We start from the raw sequence: 16,308 nt of genomic DNA, 5'->3' as shown, positions 1-16,308 counted from the left end.
ATAATCACAATTATTTGATATAATTAAACTCGATTACAAGCGTAAAAGGAGCGTGTATGTATGGCTAGTAGAAAGCAAGAAATAAGAAAAGAAATTAAAAAGAAAAACGCTAAATTAGGAATCGATGTTGAAGCAGCTAAAAATATTGTTGATTTACAAGATCAACAAGGTGAAGATATACATGTAGAAGATTTTAAAAATGAAGAATATAATGGAGAAGTTATTCCATTTTCTACAACACCTCAAAAAACAAAAAAAGGCTTTGTTTCAAAAATTAAAGGTGTTTTCGATGATGAAAGAAAACAACTTAAAAAATTAGATAAGATTGCTCAAGAAATTATTTCTTTAGAAGATAAGTATAGTGCTTTGTCTGATGAAGAATTAGCAAATCAAACAAATGTATTAAAAGAAAAATTAAATAACGGTAGTGAATTAGATGATATTTTAATTGATGCTTTTGCAGTTGCAAGAGAAGCTGCATGGCGTCAAATTCATTTAAAAGCTTTTAAAGTTCAATTAATGGGTGGTATTGCATTACATAATGGTGATATTGCTGAAATGAAAACAGGTGAAGGTAAAACATTAACTTCTATTTTCCCAGTTTATTTAAATGCATTAACTGGAAAAGGAGTTCACGTTATTACTGTTAATGACTATTTGGCTGAACGTGATGCTAGAAATAATGGTAAAGTATTAGAATTTTTAGGATTAACAGTTGGATTAAATAAAAGAGAATTAACACCTCAACAAAAACAAGAAGCACATGGTTGTGATGTTACTTATACAACAAATGCTGAATTAGGTTTTGACTATTTAAGAGATAATATGGTTACTTCAATGGAAGATAAAGTATTAGTTAAAGGACTTAACTATGCTTTGATCGACGAAGTTGACTCTATTTTAATTGATGAATCAAGAACACCATTGATTATTTCAGGTGGTAAGAAAAATACAGCTGCTTTATATTTACAAGCAGATCGTTTTGTTAAATCATTAATTGCTGAAAAAGATTATGAAGTTGATATTGAAACAAAAACGGTTTCATTAACTCCAAAAGGAATCGAAAAAGCAGAAAAAGGATTTAAGATTGATAACTTATATGATATTCAACATACTTCATTAGTTCATCATATCAATCAAGCATTAAAAGCAAACTATGCGATGACTCGTGATGTTGAATATATGATTGCAACAGAAGATGGTACAAGAGATATTCGTAATGCAAAAATTATGATCATTGATCAATTTACTGGACGTGTTATGCCAGGACGTGCTTATTCTGATGGGTTACATCAAGCAATTGAAGCTAAAGAAGGTGTTCCAATTAAAGAAGAAACAGAAACAAGAGCAACAATCACATATCAAAATTTCTTCAGACTATTTAATAAATTAGCAGGGATGACTGGTACTGCAAAAACAGAAGAAGAAGAATTTATGATGATCTATAACATGCGTGTTATTGAAATTCCAACAAATAAACCAGTTATTCGTGATGACCGTAATGATAAGATCTATTCTACAAAAACAAATAAATTTAAAGCATTATGTGATGAAGTTGTTGCAAGACATGCTTATGGTCAACCAATTCTAATTGGGACTGTATCGGTTGAAACTTCAGAAATTTTATCAAAAATGTTAGATAAAAGAGGAATTAAACATAATACATTAAATGCGAAAAACCATGCTAAAGAAGCTGAAATCATTGCAAGAGCAGGTCAAAAAGGAGCGGTGACAATCGCTACAAACATGGCGGGTCGTGGTACTGACATTAAACTTGGTAAAGGTGTACCTGAAATTGGTGGTTTAGCAGTTATTGGTTCTGAAAGACATGAATCTAGACGTATTGATAATCAGTTACGTGGACGTTCTGGACGTCAAGGTGACCCAGGATATTCTGTATTCTATGTTTCGTTTGATGATGAATTAATGCAAAGATTTGCTGGTGAAAAATTACAATCATTTAGTAATTATTTAGATGATGATATGGCTATTGAAAATAAAATGGTTTCAAAAGCTATCGAAAATGCACAAAAACGTGTTGAAGGTCAAAACTTTGATTCACGTAAACATATTCTTGAATATGATGATGTTATGAGACAACAACGTGAAATTATGTATAAAGAACGTGATGAAATCATGTCATTAGATAATTTAGATGATATTATCAAAGGTATGTTCAATCAAGCAATTGAAATGACAATCAATAGATGTACAACTCATGGTAAACATGATGAAGTTGATGTGGATGCTGTTTTAGATTTTGTAGCTAAAAATTATATGTTACTTGCTGAAATTGATGCTAAGAATAAAGATGTTGTTAAAAATGATTCTAAGAAATTATTAGAAACTTTAACAGAAATTTGCTTCTCTCAATATCAAATGAGATTAAATAAAGATATTGATCATGCAAAAATCGTTAATTATGAAAGAAGTGTTTTATTAGGAGTTATTGATTATACTTGGATCAATCATATTGATGCAATGACTAAACTTAGAAATGGTATTTATTTACGTGCGTATGCACAAAAGAATCCACTTTCTGAATATACAGAAGAAGCGTTCTATATGTTTGAACAAATGAAACTTTCTATTGTTGATATGATTTCTAAAAATATTGTGCATATGGGTATTCGTCCTGGTAGTTCAGCAGAAGAAAATATTCCTCATTTAAAATTAGAAGTAGAATTTAAATAATGGAATTATATGAAATAAAAAATGGGCTTTATCAAGCCCATTTATTAATAGACGAATATAGAAAATCAGCACAAATTGATGAAAAATTAAGAGAAATAGAAGGTCTTTCATATCAAACAATGCAAGATGACTTTTGGGATGATCCAACAAAAGCTAAAAAGATCTATGACGAATTAAATGATATGAAAAAAATTACTGATGAATATGAAAGTCTTTGTCAATCATTAAATTCATTAGATGAAACATATACATTAGTTAAAGAAACGGATGATCAAGAATTTCAAACTATTTTAGAAAGTGATTATCAAGATTTTGAACAAAGAATGGGTGAATTTGAAAAAATTTTACTTTTATCTGGAAAGTATGATAGTGCTAATGCCATCGTAGAAATTCATCCAGGTGCAGGAGGGACAGAAAGCCAAGATTGGGCAGAAATGTTGTATCGTATGTACCAAAGATATTGTTCGTCGAAAGATTTTAAAATAGAAGTTTTAGATTATTTAGATGGAGATGTTGCAGGTATTAAATCAGTTACTTTCTTGGTTAAAGGAAAATATGCTTATGGACATTTAAAGGCTGAAAAAGGTGTTCATCGACTTGTTAGAATATCTCCATTTGATTCTTCCAAAAGACGTCATACTTCATTTGCATCCATTGATGTTATTCCTGAATTAGATGATACAATTGAAATTGACATTAAACCAGAAGATTTAAGAATTGATACTTATCGTGCAAGTGGAGCAGGTGGACAACATATTAATAAAACAGATTCAGCAGTTAGGATTACCCATATTCCTACAGGAACAGTCGTTACTTGTCAAAGTCAAAGAAGCCAAATTCAAAATAGAGAACAAGCAATGATGATGTTAAAAAGTAAGTTATTTGCTTTAATGGAAGAAAAACAAGCAAAAGAATTAAAAGAAATACAAGGTGAGCAGAAAGAAATTGCTTGGGGTTCACAAATTCGCTCTTATGTTTTACATCCATATTCTTTAGTAAAAGATAATCGTTCATTATATGAGTCTAATAATCCTAAAGATGTTTTAGATGGAAACTTAGATGATTTTATTTATGCGTATTTGAAATCTCGTATACAGGAGGGTAGTCATGAAGAATAAATTTTTTAAAAAATGTTTAGAAATTGCTGTGATTGTTATTGGTAATGCTATTCTAGCATTTGGAATTTGTGCTTTCATTACCCCTCATGGGATTATTGTTGGTGGTGCTTCTGGGTTAGGATTAATTGTCAAACAAATAACAGGAATTCCTTTATCGCTTGTTGTTTATGTAATCAATATTATTATGTTTATTGCAGGCTATTTTTTTCTAGGAAAATCTTTTGCAGCTAAAACATTATTAAGTACAATTATTTTCCCAACATTTTTAACAATATTTGAAAATACTTCGGGGGTTACACATCTTACAAATGATTTACTCTTATCCTCTGTTTATGCAGGAATTTTTGTAGGTGGAGGATTAGGACTTGTTTTAAGAATGGGAGCAAGTACCGGAGGAATGGATATACCACCATTAGTTCTAAATAAAAAAACAGGTATTTCTACGACTGTTCTTATTAATGGCTTTGATTGTATTATCCTAGCTTTACAAGTTCCTTTTTCAAATGTTGAACAAATTCTTTATGGTATTTTAGTTGTTTTGATTACTGCTTTGGTCATGGATAAAATGATTTTATTAGGTGAATCTAAAATTCAAGTATTGATCATTTCACCAAAATGGAATGAGATTCAAAGTATTCTTTATGATCAAATAGATCGAGGATGTACGCTTATGAATATTACCACAGGTTATAAAAAACAAGATATGTATGCAGTGATGTCTGTTGTCAGCCGCCGAGAATTAGTGACACTTACCAATGAAATTTTAAAAATTGATGAGGCAGCATTTATTATTACAAATGAGACACATAATGTAAGAGGAAGAGGATTTACATTACCTAATATAGATTTATAAAAAAAGTGCTATTTTCTTAGCACTTTTTTTAGTAAATGTGTTTTACGTAAAGTTTTTTTACGTTTTCTTTTTTTATCGTTTTGTATATGTGATTGATAAATAAGAGATTCAAGTTTCCTTTTTTTATCTAGAATTTCTTTTCCTTCATTTTTTTTTCTTTCTAATTCTATACGTTGATGATAATCAATAGCATATTGCCTTACAGTTTGTCTTAAAGAATTTAAATCATCATCCTTTTTTAAATGTTGATTTTGATGATCGACATCAACATAAAGTTCTACATAACCACATTTAGGACAATAACATGATTTAATTTCTTTATGTTCTTTATTGAATTGATCTTTTTTTATAATTAATTCTAGATAGCTTAAAGTATTGATTCCTTTATCTTTTACATAACAATTTGTAGATAGTTCATTATTGCATCTAGGGCATATTCTTTTCATTTAGCCACTCCTTCAATAAACATATTATAACATGAAAAAACATAATTAATAGACTCAATATTCAAACAAAACTTACAAATTGTGCTATAATACTCCTGGGAGCTGAATAGAAATGATAAAACTAACAAATGTTACAAAAATTTATAAAACAGGAGTAAGAGCACTTAATGATGTAAATCTTACAATTGAACCTGGAGAATTTGTATATGTTATCGGTACAACTGGTGCAGGAAAATCTACTTTTATTAAGTTATTATATCGTGAAGAAAAACCAACTTCAGGAAAAGTTGAAGTTGTGGGACAAGATGTTTCTAAAATTAAAAATAGTAAAGTACCTTATTTTAGAAGAAATATAGGTGTTGTTTTTCAAAATTTTAGATTATTACCTAAAAAAACAGTTTTTGAAAACGTTGCCTATGCCTTAGAAGTTATTGATACACCACGCGTAGAAATCAGAAGACGTGTAAGAGCAACATTAGAGCTTGTTGGTTTGGAAGATAAGGTCAATGCTTTTCCTCATGAATTATCAGGTGGTCAACAACAAAGAGTTGCAATTGCTAGAGCAATTGTAAATCGTCCAAAAGTTTTAATTGCTGATGAACCAACAGGAAACTTGGATCCAGAAACTTCAAAAGAAATTATTAATGTATTAATGCGTATTAATGAAGAACAAGGGACAACTGTGTTAGTTGTAACTCACGATCAAAAGATTGTACAAGAACATAAAAAACGTACAATTTTAATGGAAGATGGTTGCATTAATGCTGATACATCTTTAGGAGGATATGATTTATAATGAAAGAATTAATAAGTTGTATAAAAAATTTACCAAAACATTTTAAAGAATCATTGGTTAATTTATGGAGAAATGGTGCAATGTCTTTTTCTTCAATTTTTGCTGTAACAATTACTTTATTACTTATTGGTGTTATTAGTGTTTTAGCACTTAATGTTCAAGATATTTCAGCAAATATTGAAGATGGCGTGCGTATTTATGTTAAATTAGAAAGATCGATTGATGAAAATGCTGAAAAAGAAGTAGGGAATCAAATCAAAAAACTTAAAGGTGTTGGATCTATTACATATTCATCAAAAGATGAAGAGTTGAATAAACTTATCGATAAACAAGGTAAAGATGGTAAGACGTTATTTGAGTCTTATCGTGAAGATAATCCTTTAGGTTCTGCTTATGAAGTAGAAGCAAAAGATCCAACAAAACTTGCAAGTTTAGCTAAAAAGATTCAAGATATTCCTAATGTAAATTCTGTTAATTATGGTGGTGATTCTACACAAAGTATGGTCACAACATTGAATACAATACAAAAAGCTGGATCAGTTTTTATTGTTGGTTTAGTTATTGTCGCCTTATTCATGATATCTAATACAATTAAAATTACAATTACAGCAAGATCTACTGAAATTTCAATTATGAGAATGGTTGGAGCAAGTAACTGGTACATTCGTATTCCATTTATGTTAGAAGGTATGCTCATTGGATTGTTTGGAGCAATTATTCCAATTCTTGTTCTTGTTTATGGTTATGGAGCGTTATATAACTATACAGGTGGTTCATTAATGTCATCAATGCTTGTATTAAAAGCCCCAATGCCATTTATTAGAGATTTCTCATTTATTTTAGCTGGCTTAGGTGCTGGAGTAGGTTTAATTGGAAGTTTTGTTTCAATGAGAAGATTCTTAAAATTCTAAAAGATTATCGAAAGATAATCTTTTTCTTTATCTTTTTTTTTAATTTTTATATAATGAAAAAGCGAGGTATAAAAAATGTCAAAAAATAGTTTTTTAAAAGAAGCAATGTATGAAAATCATCCTCAATATCAACAAGCAATTTCAAGAAATGAAGCACTTTATCAAAGAAAAAATGATTTAAGAAGTCCTTTTTCTAGAGATTATAATCGTATTATTTTTTCTCTTGCTTATCGTAGATTGAAACATAAGACGCAAGTTTTTTTTGCAGTTGAAGATGATCATGTTTGTACAAGAAGTGAGCATGTAAATCTTGTAGATTCAGTAAGTTATACTATTGCTCATTATTTAGGATTAAATACAGAACTTACAAGAGCAATTGCTGTTGGACATGATTTAGGACATGCACCTTTTGGACATGGTGGAGAAAAGATCATTAATCAGATTTCTAAAGAACATGGTCTACAAGATTTTTGGCATGAAAAAAATAGTTTATATTTTGTAGATCAAATTGAAACTTTGGAAGATAATCATCATGTTCGTAGAAATTTAAATTTAACGTATGCTGTAAGAGATGGAATTATTTCTCATTGTGGAGAAATGAATCAAAAAGCAATTATTAAAAGGAATGAATCTATTGATTTAAAAGATTATTTATATCCTGGGCAATACAATCCTTATACTTGGGAAGGCTGTGTTGTTAAAATGTCAGATAAAATTGCTTATCTTGCTAGGGATATTGAAGATGCTTTACGATTAAATATTATTGATGAACAGCTTGTAGAAGATTTAAGAAATCATCTAAATCAATTAACAAAATCTCATTTTGATGCTATTAATAATGGAACAATTGTTAATTATTTTATATTAGATGTTTGTCAAAATTCTTCTATAGAGAAAGGAATATGCTTATCAGATGAAGCTTTTGAAGTCATGAAGTATATTATGAAATTCAATTATCAAAATATTTATCTAATTGATCGTATAGAAGTCCACACAAATTATGTACAACTTATTTTAAATTCTATTTTTCAATTTTTATATAAATATGATAAGATAGCAAATGATAATCAAATAAATGTTTTAGAAGCTTTAAAGAAAGATCAAAAAAAATATCCTGTAACTATTCAAGGATATATGCATTGGTTAGAAAAGTATAGTCAAATGAAGCATTTTAATAGAAATCCATTATATCAAAATCATATTATTTATGATTTTGAACATGATAAAAATGCAATGGCTAAAAGTATTATAGATTATTTATCAGGAATGTCAGATGCCTATATATTAAAAATATTCAATGAATTTATTTCATTTTCATAGAGAGGAAGTTACATATGCCAATAAAAATACCAAATGATTTACCAGCAAGTAAAATATTAAAAGAAGAAAATATCTTTGTTATGGATGAAACAAGAGCTTTATCACAAAGAATTCGTCCATTAAAATTAATTATTGTTAATATTATGCCAACTAAAATCGTGACAGAAACACAGCTATTAAGATTGCTTTCTAATACACCTTTACAAATTGAAGTAGATTGGTTATGTATGGAAAGTCATAATTCTAAAAATACATCACAAGAACATTTAATGGAATTTTATAAAACCTTTAATGAAATTAAAGATAATAAGTATGATGGTTTGATTGTAACAGGTGCTCCTGTTGAAAAATTAAAATTTGAGGATGTAGATTATTGGGATGAACTTACAAATATTTTTGATTGGGCCAATACAAATGTCTTTTCTTCATTCTTTATTTGTTGGGCTTCTCAAGCATCTTTATATTATTATTATGGTGTTGAAAAATATCAATTGAAAGAAAAATTAACAGGTGTTTATCATCATCATACAAATCCAGAAAAGATGAGAAGAAGAATTCTAAGAGGTTTTGATTATCAATTTTATGCACCCCATTCAAGATATACTTCTGTTAAAAAAGAAGATATTGAAAAAATTGATTCATTAGATATTTTAGCTTCTTCAAACGATGCGGGTGTTTATTTGGTAGCAGAAAAGGACGGGTCAAGATTTTTTGTTACAGGGCATCCAGAATATGATCCAGATACATTAGATAAGGAATATCATCGTGATTTAGCTAAAGGTGGGGATTGTGTAATGCCTAAAAACTATTATAAAAATGATGATGTCAATGATGAAATCTTAGTTAAGTGGCGTAGTCATGCCTATTTATTATTTTCAAATTGGCTTAACTATTATGTATATCAAAATACACCATATAACTTAGATGATTTATTAAAAATGAAGACGACTAACAAATAGTCGTCTTGTTTTTATCTTCAAAATGTGTTAAATTAAATATGTTAGATGCGGCCGTGGTGAAATTGGTATACACGTAGGTTTGAGGGACCTATGGCTTATGCCGTGCCGGTTCAAGTCCGGTCGGCCGCACCATAGAGTTGATAAGCTTATCTTTAAAGATAAGTTTTTTTGTATAAAAAAAGAATAGAAATTTCTATTCTTTAATTAAATCATAAATTGCTTTAGCAAAGATTTCTGTTGATTTTAATAATGAATCAATCTTTATGTTTTCATTGTTACCATGAATTGCGTTATCTTCATCTTTGAATTCACATCCAAAAGCTACACAATTTGGCATTGATTTAGCATAAGTTCCTCCACCAATTGCTTGTGGTTGACTTTCTGTATCACCTGAAACTTCAACATAAGCTTTATGAAGTTTTTGAACAAGCTCACTGTTTGGATCGATATAAAGTGGTTCATGAATATCACTTTCTAAATTTAATCCAAGAGACTGACATAATTCTTTTACACCATCACACATTTCCTTTAAATCAATTTCATGAGGACAACGTAAGTCTAATTCAATATCAGCATCTTCTTTAACATATTTGACAACACCTAAATTCATTGTTAATTTACCCATTAATCCTTCATGATTAATTTGTAAACCTTTTCCATAATAATCATTTAAATAAGTTGCGATAAAATGTACAAGTTTATTATTAATAACAGTATCTAAATAAGTTGCAAGTAAACTTACAGCGTTAATTCCTTCTTCTGGTAAAGAAGCATGTGCGCTTTTTCCTTTTAAGACAAGCTTTGTACAATTTCCTTCTTCTTCAATGATACCAGTTACATGATGATCACTTAAAAATTGTTTAAATGATTCTTCATATTGTTTATGATTGCCTTCGATAATTGCTTCACATTCACCAGGAACAATATTTACACGATCACCAGCTACCATTGCAATCAATCCATCTTTTTTTACATTTCCTGTTATATGGAAACGAACAATTCCTTTTTCACCATAAACAACAGGGAATTCAGCATCAGGAGTAAATCCCATAGATGGATATGGATTCTTAGTAAAGTAATGTTCAACGCAAGAAGATCCACGTTCTTCATCACAACCAAAAATAACACGAATTTTCTTTTTAACAGGTAAATCTAAATCATGAATGATTTTAGCAGCATAATATCCAGCAAGTAAAGGTCCTTTATCATCAGCAACACCTCTACCATAAAGTTTACCATTAGCTTGAACCACTTTAAATGGATCGCTGTCCCATCCTCTTGAATCAACAGGAACAACATCCAAATGACCTAAAATACCAAAACTTTCTTCTTGATCACCAATATCTATATGTCCAGCATAACCATTTTCATCATGTACAACAAAACCATCTCTTTTTCCAATTGCTAACATAGCATCAAGAGCTTGTCTACATTCACTTCCATAAGGTTGGTTTTCACCGATTGTTTTTTCATTATAAACGGAAGGAATTGCACATAATGTTTCAATATCTTGAATAAGCTGTTCCTTTCTTTTTTCGACTTCTTCTTTAAAGTTAATCATATTAAAATCACCTCAGCATATATTATACATTTTTCATAATAATTTTTAAACATATTTGATAAAATAATGTTATGATAAAGACAGTATAGGGGGAAATATCAATGGAAAATATAAGATTTCATATTACAGTAAAAGGAATTGTTGTTTTTAAACAAAAAGTATTATTAATGAAAAGAGTTAGACCATCTAGTGATGGACTAGGATATTGGGAGCTTCCTGGGGGCGGTTTAGAATATGGGGAAACACCGAATGAAGCTTTAAAAAGAGAATTGAAAGAAGAAACGGGTTTAACGATCGATGTTGTTAAACCAGCATATACTTTTACCAAAATAAGAAAGGATTATCAAACAGTAGGTATTGGTTATTTAGCATCTACAGATGATGATCATGTTGCTATTTCTTTTGAACATACGGATTATAAATGGTGTCCAATTGATGAATTAAAAGATTATTTATGTGATGAAATTTACCAAGATATTATCTATACGTTAAAAGAATATACAAGTATTTAAAGAGGTTTATATGAATCAAGAAATTATTAAAACAATTAGTGAAGAATTAAATGTAAGAGTACATCAAATTGAAGCAGTTTTATCTTTATTAGAAGAAGGTAATACAGTTCCTTTTATAGCACGTTATCGAAAAGAAAAGACGGGTGCTTTAGATGAAGATCAAATACGTACAATTGATAAATATTATCAATATCAAGTGAATTTATTAAAAAGAAAAGAAGATGTTATTCGTTTAATTGATGAAAAAGGAATGTTAAATGAAAAACTAAAAACAGATATTTTAAAAGCTACACAATTAAGCGAAGTTGAAGATCTTTATCGTCCTTATAAAGAAAAAAGAAAAACAAAAGCAACAGCCGCTAAAGCAAAAGGATTAGAACCTTTAGCTAAATGGATCTTAGCTTTAAATAAAGGAGATATTTTAGTAGAAGCTAAAAAATATTTAAATGATGATGTTTTAAATGTAGAAGATGCCATTCAAGGAGCTTTAGATATTATTGCTGAAGATATTGCTGATGATATTAAATATCGTAAGTTTTTAAAAGATATGCTTTATAAAGGTGGTATTTTAAAAACAAGTGAAAAGAAAAAACATGATGATGAAAATAAAGTTTATGAAATGTATTATAACTATCAAGAAAAAGTAAAAACTTTAGTATCACATCGTATTTTAGCAATCAATCGAGCTGAAAAAGAAAAAGTAATCAATGTAAATATAGAAGGAGATAAAGATTATTATTTACAATACATTACAAGAGGTGTTACAAAAAGCAGAGAAACAAATCTTTTACCATACATTCAAAAAGCAGTAGAAGACAGTTATCAAAGATTATTATTCCCTTCTATTGAAAGAGAAATAAGAAAAGAATTAACAGAAAAAGCTAATGAACAAGCATTAAAAGTCTTTTCAGTCAATTTAGAAAATCTTTTATTACAAGCACCATTAAAAAATAAAATGGTCTTAGGTGTTGATCCTGCTTATCGAACAGGATGTAAATTAGCAGTTGTTGATCAAACAGGTAAAGTCTTACACATTGATAAAGTCTTTATTACTTTACCTAAAGATAATTATGATAAAGATATTAAAATTTTATTAGATATTATTTCAAAATATAAAATTGAAATTATTGCTATTGGAAATGGAACTGCTTCAAGAGAATCAGAAGCCTTTATTGCTAAACTTATTCAAGAACATCATTTAAATGTAGAATTTGCTATTATTTCTGAAGCAGGTGCTTCTGTTTATTCAGCGAGTCAAATTGCTAAAGAAGAATTTCCAGATTATCATGTAGAAGAAAGATCTGCAGTATCAATTGCAAGACGTTTACAAGATCCACTTGCTGAACTTGTTAAAATTGAACCCAAAGCAATTTCAGTTGGACAATATCAACATGATATTCCTGAAAAAAATTTAGAAGAACAATTGGATTTCGTTGTTGAAAAAACAGTAAATAATGTAGGTGTTGATATCAATACAGCTTCTAAGTCATTACTTAAATATGTTGCAGGATTAAATGCTGGTGTAGCACAACAAATTGTTTTATATCGAAATGAACATGGTAAATTTCATAATCGAAATGAAATAAAAAATGTAAAAAAATTAGGAGCCAAAACATATACACAAGCAATAGGTTTTTTACGTGTCTTAGATGGTGATCATCCATTAGATGCTACTGCTATTCATCCTGAAAATTATCAACAAGCTTTAGATTTATTAAATTTATGTCAATTATCATTAGCTGATTTAGGAACAGTGGAACTTAAAGATAAATTATTAAAAATTAATAAAAAAGAAGTTATAGAAACTTTAAAAATTGACCAATATACATTAGATGATATTATTGATTGTTTAATTAAACCAAATCGTTCAATTAGAGATCAATATCAAACACCACTTTTAAAAAAAGATATTCTTCATATAGAAGATCTAAAACCAGGAATGGTTTTAGAAGGAACTGTTAGAAATGTTGTTGATTTTGGAGCTTTTGTGGATATTGACTTAAAAAATGATGGTTTAGTGCATATATCAAAAATGTCAAAACAAAGAATTAAACATCCATTAGATGTTTTAAGTATAGGGGATATTGTAGAAGTCAATGTCATAGATGTTGATTTAAATAAAAAAAGAGTAAGTTTAAGTATGATCTAGGTGATGATGTGTATAGAATATATGCTTTGATATTATGTTTATGTCTTGTGGGATGTACACAAAAAAAAGATATCGAGGTATCAACTCAAAAGGAAAATTTTAGTTATGAAGAGGTTTCAGAAAATTTTTCAAAGTTGCAATGTGGGGATATTATTAATATTGAAAATAGTCATTATATTTCAAATATTGCGATTCCTGGTAGGTGGAAACATACACTTATCTATTTAGGAAGTTTAAAACAAGTTCAAGAACTTTTGGATACTTCTTTTCCATATTATGAAAAAATCATGAAGATGTATAAAACGCAAAAGGAAATACTTGTTTTAGATGCAAATGTTGGAGGTGTACAGATACGTACCTTTGATCAAATGGCTAATTTAAAAAATGAGTCTTATTTAAAAGCCATGACATGTTTTCGTTTTTTAAAAGAGAATACTTTTATTAAAGATTTTTTGAAAAATGCTTTAGATTATTTAAATTATCCTTATGATTATCAAATGGATTTATCAAGTGATCAAGAATTATATTGTAGTGAGCTGGTGGTTTGTTCATTAAAAAAAATGAATATCACTCTTTCTAAACAAACACAAGTTTTTAAATATCGTATTATTTCACCAACAGATTTAATAGAAGAACTTGTAGAAAAAAAATTGGTGAAAAATGTTTTAATTTTAGAATAATATGGTTGTCTAGATAAGCAATATGATGTAAAATATTAAGTAGATAAAAAAAAGGAGAAGAAGTGTTCATGGCTATTGGTATTGTAAAGAATTTTAACAAAGATAAAGGTTTTGGATTTATCAACATGGAAGGTGAAGAAAGAGATATTTTCTTCCACTATTCACAACTTGTTCAAGAAGGATTTAAAACAATTGATCCTGGACAAAAGGTTGAGTTTGAATTAGTTGAAGGAGATCGTGGTCTTCAAGCACATCAAGTTGTTAAAATTACTGAATAAGGACAGTGTCCTTATTCTTTTGTTTTAAGGGGGTATTTTATGAACGATACAAAAAAGGGAATGTTATTTATTATGATGGCAGCATTCTTTTTTGCAAGTATGAATGTTTTTGTTAAGTTATCAGGTGATTTATCATCTATTCAAAAAAGTTTTTTTCGTAATTTAATTGCAGCACTTTTTGCATTTATTATTCTAATTAAAAGTAAAGAAGGTTTTACCTATCAAAAGAAGGATATACCGATGTTGCTTTTACGTTCTACTTTTGGAACGTTAGGTATCTTATGTAATTTTTATGCAGTAGATCATTTATTAGTAAGTGATGCATCTATGCTTAATAAGTTATCACCATTTTTCGTTATTATCTTTTCTTCATTATTTTTAAAAGAAAAAGCAAATACGATTCAAAAAGTAACAGTTGTGATTGCTTTTATAGGAAGTTTATTTGTAATTAAACCTTCTATTCATTTTGTAAGTAATATCAATTCGTTTATTGGAGTTTTAGGAGCGATGGGAGCAGGGATTGCTTATACCTGTGTTAGAAAATTAGGACAACAAGGTGTTGCTGGAGCAAAAATTGTTTTCTTTTTCTCATTATTTTCATGTTTATCTGTTGTACCTTATTTAATTTCTCATTTTCAACCTATGACACTTCAACAAATTGGTTGTTTACTCATGGCAGGATTAATGGCAGCAGGAGGACAATTTTCAATTACGAATGCTTATACATATGCACCTGCTAAAGAAATATCGATTTATGATTATACACAAGTTATTTTTGCAGCTCTACTTGGATTTTTCTTATTAAATCAAGTACCTGATGTTTATAGTGTAATCGGTTATATAATTATCATTGGAGTTGCTTTTTGGAATTTTATGAAACAAAAAAGATGCGTTTAGTGACGCATCTTTCGCCCTAATTGAATACTTCTTGCAAGCCTAAAAGCAGCTTTATAAACATTTTCACCAGCATTTTCTAAAGCTTCTTCTAAAGGACAACAATGATCGATACAACTTTCAATCGTGGTAATACAATCATAAATATCACCAACATTTTCTCCAATAGAGCCAACAATACAAACTGTGTCAACACCATATTTTTTTGCTCTTTGACTCACTCCAGTAGGTACTTTTCCATACATCGATTGATGATCAATACGTCCTTCACCGCTAATAACAAGATCACAATCTTTGACGTATTCATCAAAATGAACAACATCTAAAACAGTTTCAATTCCACTTTGTAGTTTAGCATTTAAAAACGTCATTAAACTAAATCCCAAACCACCAGCAGCTCCAGAACCAGCTTCTTCACTATAATCTTGATAGCCTTTTTTAATACATATTTCTACAAGATGTTTTAATCCTTGATCTAAAAATTGAATATCCTTTTCATTAGCTCCTTTTTGAGGGCCATAGATAGTACTGGCACCTGTTTTACCACAAAGTGGATTTGTTACATCACACATGACGATGATTTGTGTATCTTTTATTCGAGAATCAAGTTGATGAGTATCAATATCTTCAATGAAAGGTAAGTTTTCAGGAATAGGTTCTAAAACTTGGTGATTTTTATCTAAAAAACGAATTCCTAAATGATGAGCCATTCCAATCCCACCATCATTGGTAGCTGAACCGCCAATTCCAAGATAGATTTTTTGACAATGACGATCTAGTGCATCTTTAATAAGTTCACCAGTTCCTTTTGTATTTGCTTCTCTAATTTTCTTTTCTTTAACAAGAGGCAGTCCAGAAGCACTTGCCATTTCAATAATAGCTCCTTGACTAGTGATACCATAGCTTGCTTGAATAGGCTCTTGTAAGGCATTATGACAGTCAATTGTTATATATTGACCATTTAAGGATTCAACAATAGCTTGTGTTGTTCCTTCTCCTCCATCAGCCATTGATAGCGTTTTAAAAGAAACATCTTCAAAAACTTCTTTAAATCCTTTTTGAATACTTTTAGATACTTCTGAAGAAGATAAACTTCCTTTATAAGAATCACTTGCAATTAATATTTTCATAGAAACC

Annotated in this window: 15 protein-coding genes and 1 tRNA gene; 13 read left to right on the top strand and 3 right to left on the bottom strand. The window is 29.1% G+C overall.

Going from position 1 to position 16,308, the window contains the following annotated elements:
• Positions 1 to 60 precede the first annotated feature (60 nt).
• The 3 genes from secA to LJD32_RS00710 are packed head-to-tail and all read left to right on the top strand — an operon-like array spanning position 61 to position 4,665.
• Positions 61 to 2,694: a preprotein translocase subunit SecA gene (gene secA / locus LJD32_RS00720; protein WP_032090518.1), complete on the top strand. Its 2,634-nt coding sequence runs from the start codon at positions 61 to 63 to the stop codon at positions 2,692 to 2,694.
• Positions 2,694 to 3,812 carry a peptide chain release factor 2 gene (prfB, locus tag LJD32_RS00715; RefSeq protein ID WP_227391465.1) on the top strand — a complete coding sequence of 373 codons (1,119 nt, stop codon included), beginning with the start codon at positions 2,694 to 2,696 and terminating at the stop codon, positions 3,810 to 3,812. Before secA ends, prfB begins: the two co-directional genes overlap by 1 nt.
• Entirely contained in the window at positions 3,802 to 4,665 is an 864-nt protein-coding gene (locus tag LJD32_RS00710) for a YitT family protein (RefSeq protein ID WP_227391466.1), read from the top strand. The genes prfB and LJD32_RS00710 overlap by 11 nt, the downstream gene beginning before the upstream one ends.
• Positions 4,666 to 4,673: 8 nt before the next feature.
• Here the strand turns inward: LJD32_RS00710 and LJD32_RS00705 are convergent, their stop codons facing one another.
• A complete protein-coding gene (locus LJD32_RS00705) occupies positions 4,674 to 5,111 on the bottom strand; it encodes a hypothetical protein (RefSeq protein ID WP_175301574.1) in 438 nt (145 codons plus the stop codon).
• A gap of 112 nt (positions 5,112 to 5,223) precedes the next feature.
• On the opposite strand from LJD32_RS00705, the gene ftsE reads away from it, so the two are divergent.
• The 5 genes from ftsE (at position 5,224) to LJD32_RS00680 (ending at position 9,229) form a co-directional block, all read left to right on the top strand.
• The gene (gene ftsE / locus LJD32_RS00700) at positions 5,224 to 5,907 is read left to right on the top strand and encodes a cell division ATP-binding protein FtsE (RefSeq protein WP_022002906.1); all 684 of its coding nucleotides are present in this window, start codon (positions 5,224 to 5,226) and stop codon (positions 5,905 to 5,907) included.
• The gene (gene ftsX, locus LJD32_RS00695; protein ID WP_032090516.1) at positions 5,907 to 6,818 is read left to right on the top strand and encodes a permease-like cell division protein FtsX; all 912 of its coding nucleotides are present in this window, start codon (positions 5,907 to 5,909) and stop codon (positions 6,816 to 6,818) included. The genes ftsE and ftsX overlap by 1 nt, the downstream gene beginning before the upstream one ends.
• 75 nt (positions 6,819 to 6,893) lie before the next feature.
• Positions 6,894 to 8,138 carry a deoxyguanosinetriphosphate triphosphohydrolase family protein gene (locus LJD32_RS00690; RefSeq protein WP_227391467.1) on the top strand — a complete coding sequence of 415 codons (1,245 nt, stop codon included), beginning with the start codon at positions 6,894 to 6,896 and terminating at the stop codon, positions 8,136 to 8,138.
• 14 nt (positions 8,139 to 8,152) lie between these two features.
• Positions 8,153 to 9,097: a homoserine O-acetyltransferase MetA gene (gene metA / locus LJD32_RS00685; protein ID WP_032090514.1), complete on the top strand. Its 945-nt coding sequence runs from the start codon at positions 8,153 to 8,155 to the stop codon at positions 9,095 to 9,097.
• 47 nt (positions 9,098 to 9,144) lie between these two features.
• Positions 9,145 to 9,229: transfer RNA gene (locus tag LJD32_RS00680), tRNA-Leu, on the top strand.
• Positions 9,230 to 9,290: 61 nt separating this feature from the next.
• Here LJD32_RS00680 and pepV read toward each other — a convergent pair.
• Positions 9,291 to 10,658, bottom strand: a complete 1,368-nt coding sequence (pepV, locus tag LJD32_RS00675; protein WP_119363693.1) for a dipeptidase PepV — start codon at positions 10,656 to 10,658, stop codon at positions 9,291 to 9,293.
• Between the two features lie 101 nt (positions 10,659 to 10,759).
• On the opposite strand from pepV, the gene LJD32_RS00670 reads away from it, so the two are divergent.
• The 5 genes from LJD32_RS00670 (at position 10,760) to LJD32_RS00650 (ending at position 15,174) form a co-directional block, all read left to right on the top strand.
• A complete protein-coding gene (locus LJD32_RS00670; RefSeq protein WP_175301570.1) occupies positions 10,760 to 11,170 on the top strand; it encodes an NUDIX hydrolase in 411 nt (136 codons plus the stop codon).
• A gap of 10 nt (positions 11,171 to 11,180) precedes the next feature.
• Positions 11,181 to 13,319 carry a Tex family protein gene (locus tag LJD32_RS00665; protein WP_227391468.1) on the top strand — a complete coding sequence of 713 codons (2,139 nt, stop codon included), beginning with the start codon at positions 11,181 to 11,183 and terminating at the stop codon, positions 13,317 to 13,319.
• Between the two features lie 8 nt (positions 13,320 to 13,327).
• Positions 13,328 to 13,999 (top strand): YiiX/YebB-like N1pC/P60 family cysteine hydrolase, encoded by a 672-nt coding sequence (locus tag LJD32_RS00660; protein ID WP_032090510.1) that lies wholly within the window; start codon positions 13,328 to 13,330, stop codon positions 13,997 to 13,999.
• Between the two features lie 68 nt (positions 14,000 to 14,067).
• Positions 14,068 to 14,277 (top strand): cold-shock protein, encoded by a 210-nt coding sequence (locus LJD32_RS00655; protein ID WP_022002898.1) that lies wholly within the window; start codon positions 14,068 to 14,070, stop codon positions 14,275 to 14,277.
• A gap of 39 nt (positions 14,278 to 14,316) precedes the next feature.
• Entirely contained in the window at positions 14,317 to 15,174 is an 858-nt protein-coding gene (locus LJD32_RS00650; RefSeq protein WP_227391469.1) for a DMT family transporter, read from the top strand.
• On the opposite strand, the gene LJD32_RS00645 is transcribed toward LJD32_RS00650, so the two are convergent.
• Positions 15,171 to 16,301, bottom strand: a complete 1,131-nt coding sequence (locus LJD32_RS00645; protein ID WP_227391470.1) for a glycerate kinase — start codon at positions 16,299 to 16,301, stop codon at positions 15,171 to 15,173. The genes LJD32_RS00650 and LJD32_RS00645 overlap by 4 nt on opposite strands.
• Positions 16,302 to 16,308 lie beyond the last annotated feature (7 nt).

This window comes from Faecalibacillus sp. TM498 (assembly GCF_020589955.1).
Lineage (GTDB): Bacteria > Bacillota_I > Bacilli_A > Erysipelotrichales > Coprobacillaceae > Faecalibacillus > Faecalibacillus intestinalis.
Note: the sequence above shows the minus strand (reverse complement) of the source record. Positions and strands in the feature narration are given on the sequence as shown.

Excerpts from the sequence above, each read along its gene's own strand:
- LJD32_RS00650 (WP_227391469.1), top strand. The coding sequence starts at position 14,317 with ATGAACGATACAAAAAAGGGAATGTTATTTATTATGATGGCAGCATTC.
- pepV (WP_119363693.1), bottom strand. The coding sequence starts at position 10,658 with ATGATTAACTTTAAAGAAGAAGTCGAAAAAAGAAAGGAACAGCTTATT.
- secA (WP_032090518.1), top strand. The coding sequence starts at position 61 with ATGGCTAGTAGAAAGCAAGAAATAAGAAAAGAAATTAAAAAGAAAAAC.
- ftsX (WP_032090516.1), top strand. The coding sequence starts at position 5,907 with ATGAAAGAATTAATAAGTTGTATAAAAAATTTACCAAAACATTTTAAA.
- ftsE (WP_022002906.1), top strand. The coding sequence starts at position 5,224 with ATGATAAAACTAACAAATGTTACAAAAATTTATAAAACAGGAGTAAGA.
- prfB (WP_227391465.1), top strand. The coding sequence starts at position 2,694 with ATGGAATTATATGAAATAAAAAATGGGCTTTATCAAGCCCATTTATTA.
- LJD32_RS00710 (WP_227391466.1), top strand. The coding sequence starts at position 3,802 with ATGAAGAATAAATTTTTTAAAAAATGTTTAGAAATTGCTGTGATTGTT.
- LJD32_RS00665 (WP_227391468.1), top strand. The coding sequence starts at position 11,181 with ATGAATCAAGAAATTATTAAAACAATTAGTGAAGAATTAAATGTAAGA.
- LJD32_RS00645 (WP_227391470.1), bottom strand. The coding sequence starts at position 16,301 with ATGAAAATATTAATTGCAAGTGATTCTTATAAAGGAAGTTTATCTTCT.
- LJD32_RS00670 (WP_175301570.1), top strand. The coding sequence starts at position 10,760 with ATGGAAAATATAAGATTTCATATTACAGTAAAAGGAATTGTTGTTTTT.
- metA (WP_032090514.1), top strand. The coding sequence starts at position 8,153 with ATGCCAATAAAAATACCAAATGATTTACCAGCAAGTAAAATATTAAAA.
- LJD32_RS00690 (WP_227391467.1), top strand. The coding sequence starts at position 6,894 with ATGTCAAAAAATAGTTTTTTAAAAGAAGCAATGTATGAAAATCATCCT.
- LJD32_RS00655 (WP_022002898.1), top strand. The coding sequence starts at position 14,068 with ATGGCTATTGGTATTGTAAAGAATTTTAACAAAGATAAAGGTTTTGGA.
- LJD32_RS00705 (WP_175301574.1), bottom strand. The coding sequence starts at position 5,111 with ATGAAAAGAATATGCCCTAGATGCAATAATGAACTATCTACAAATTGT.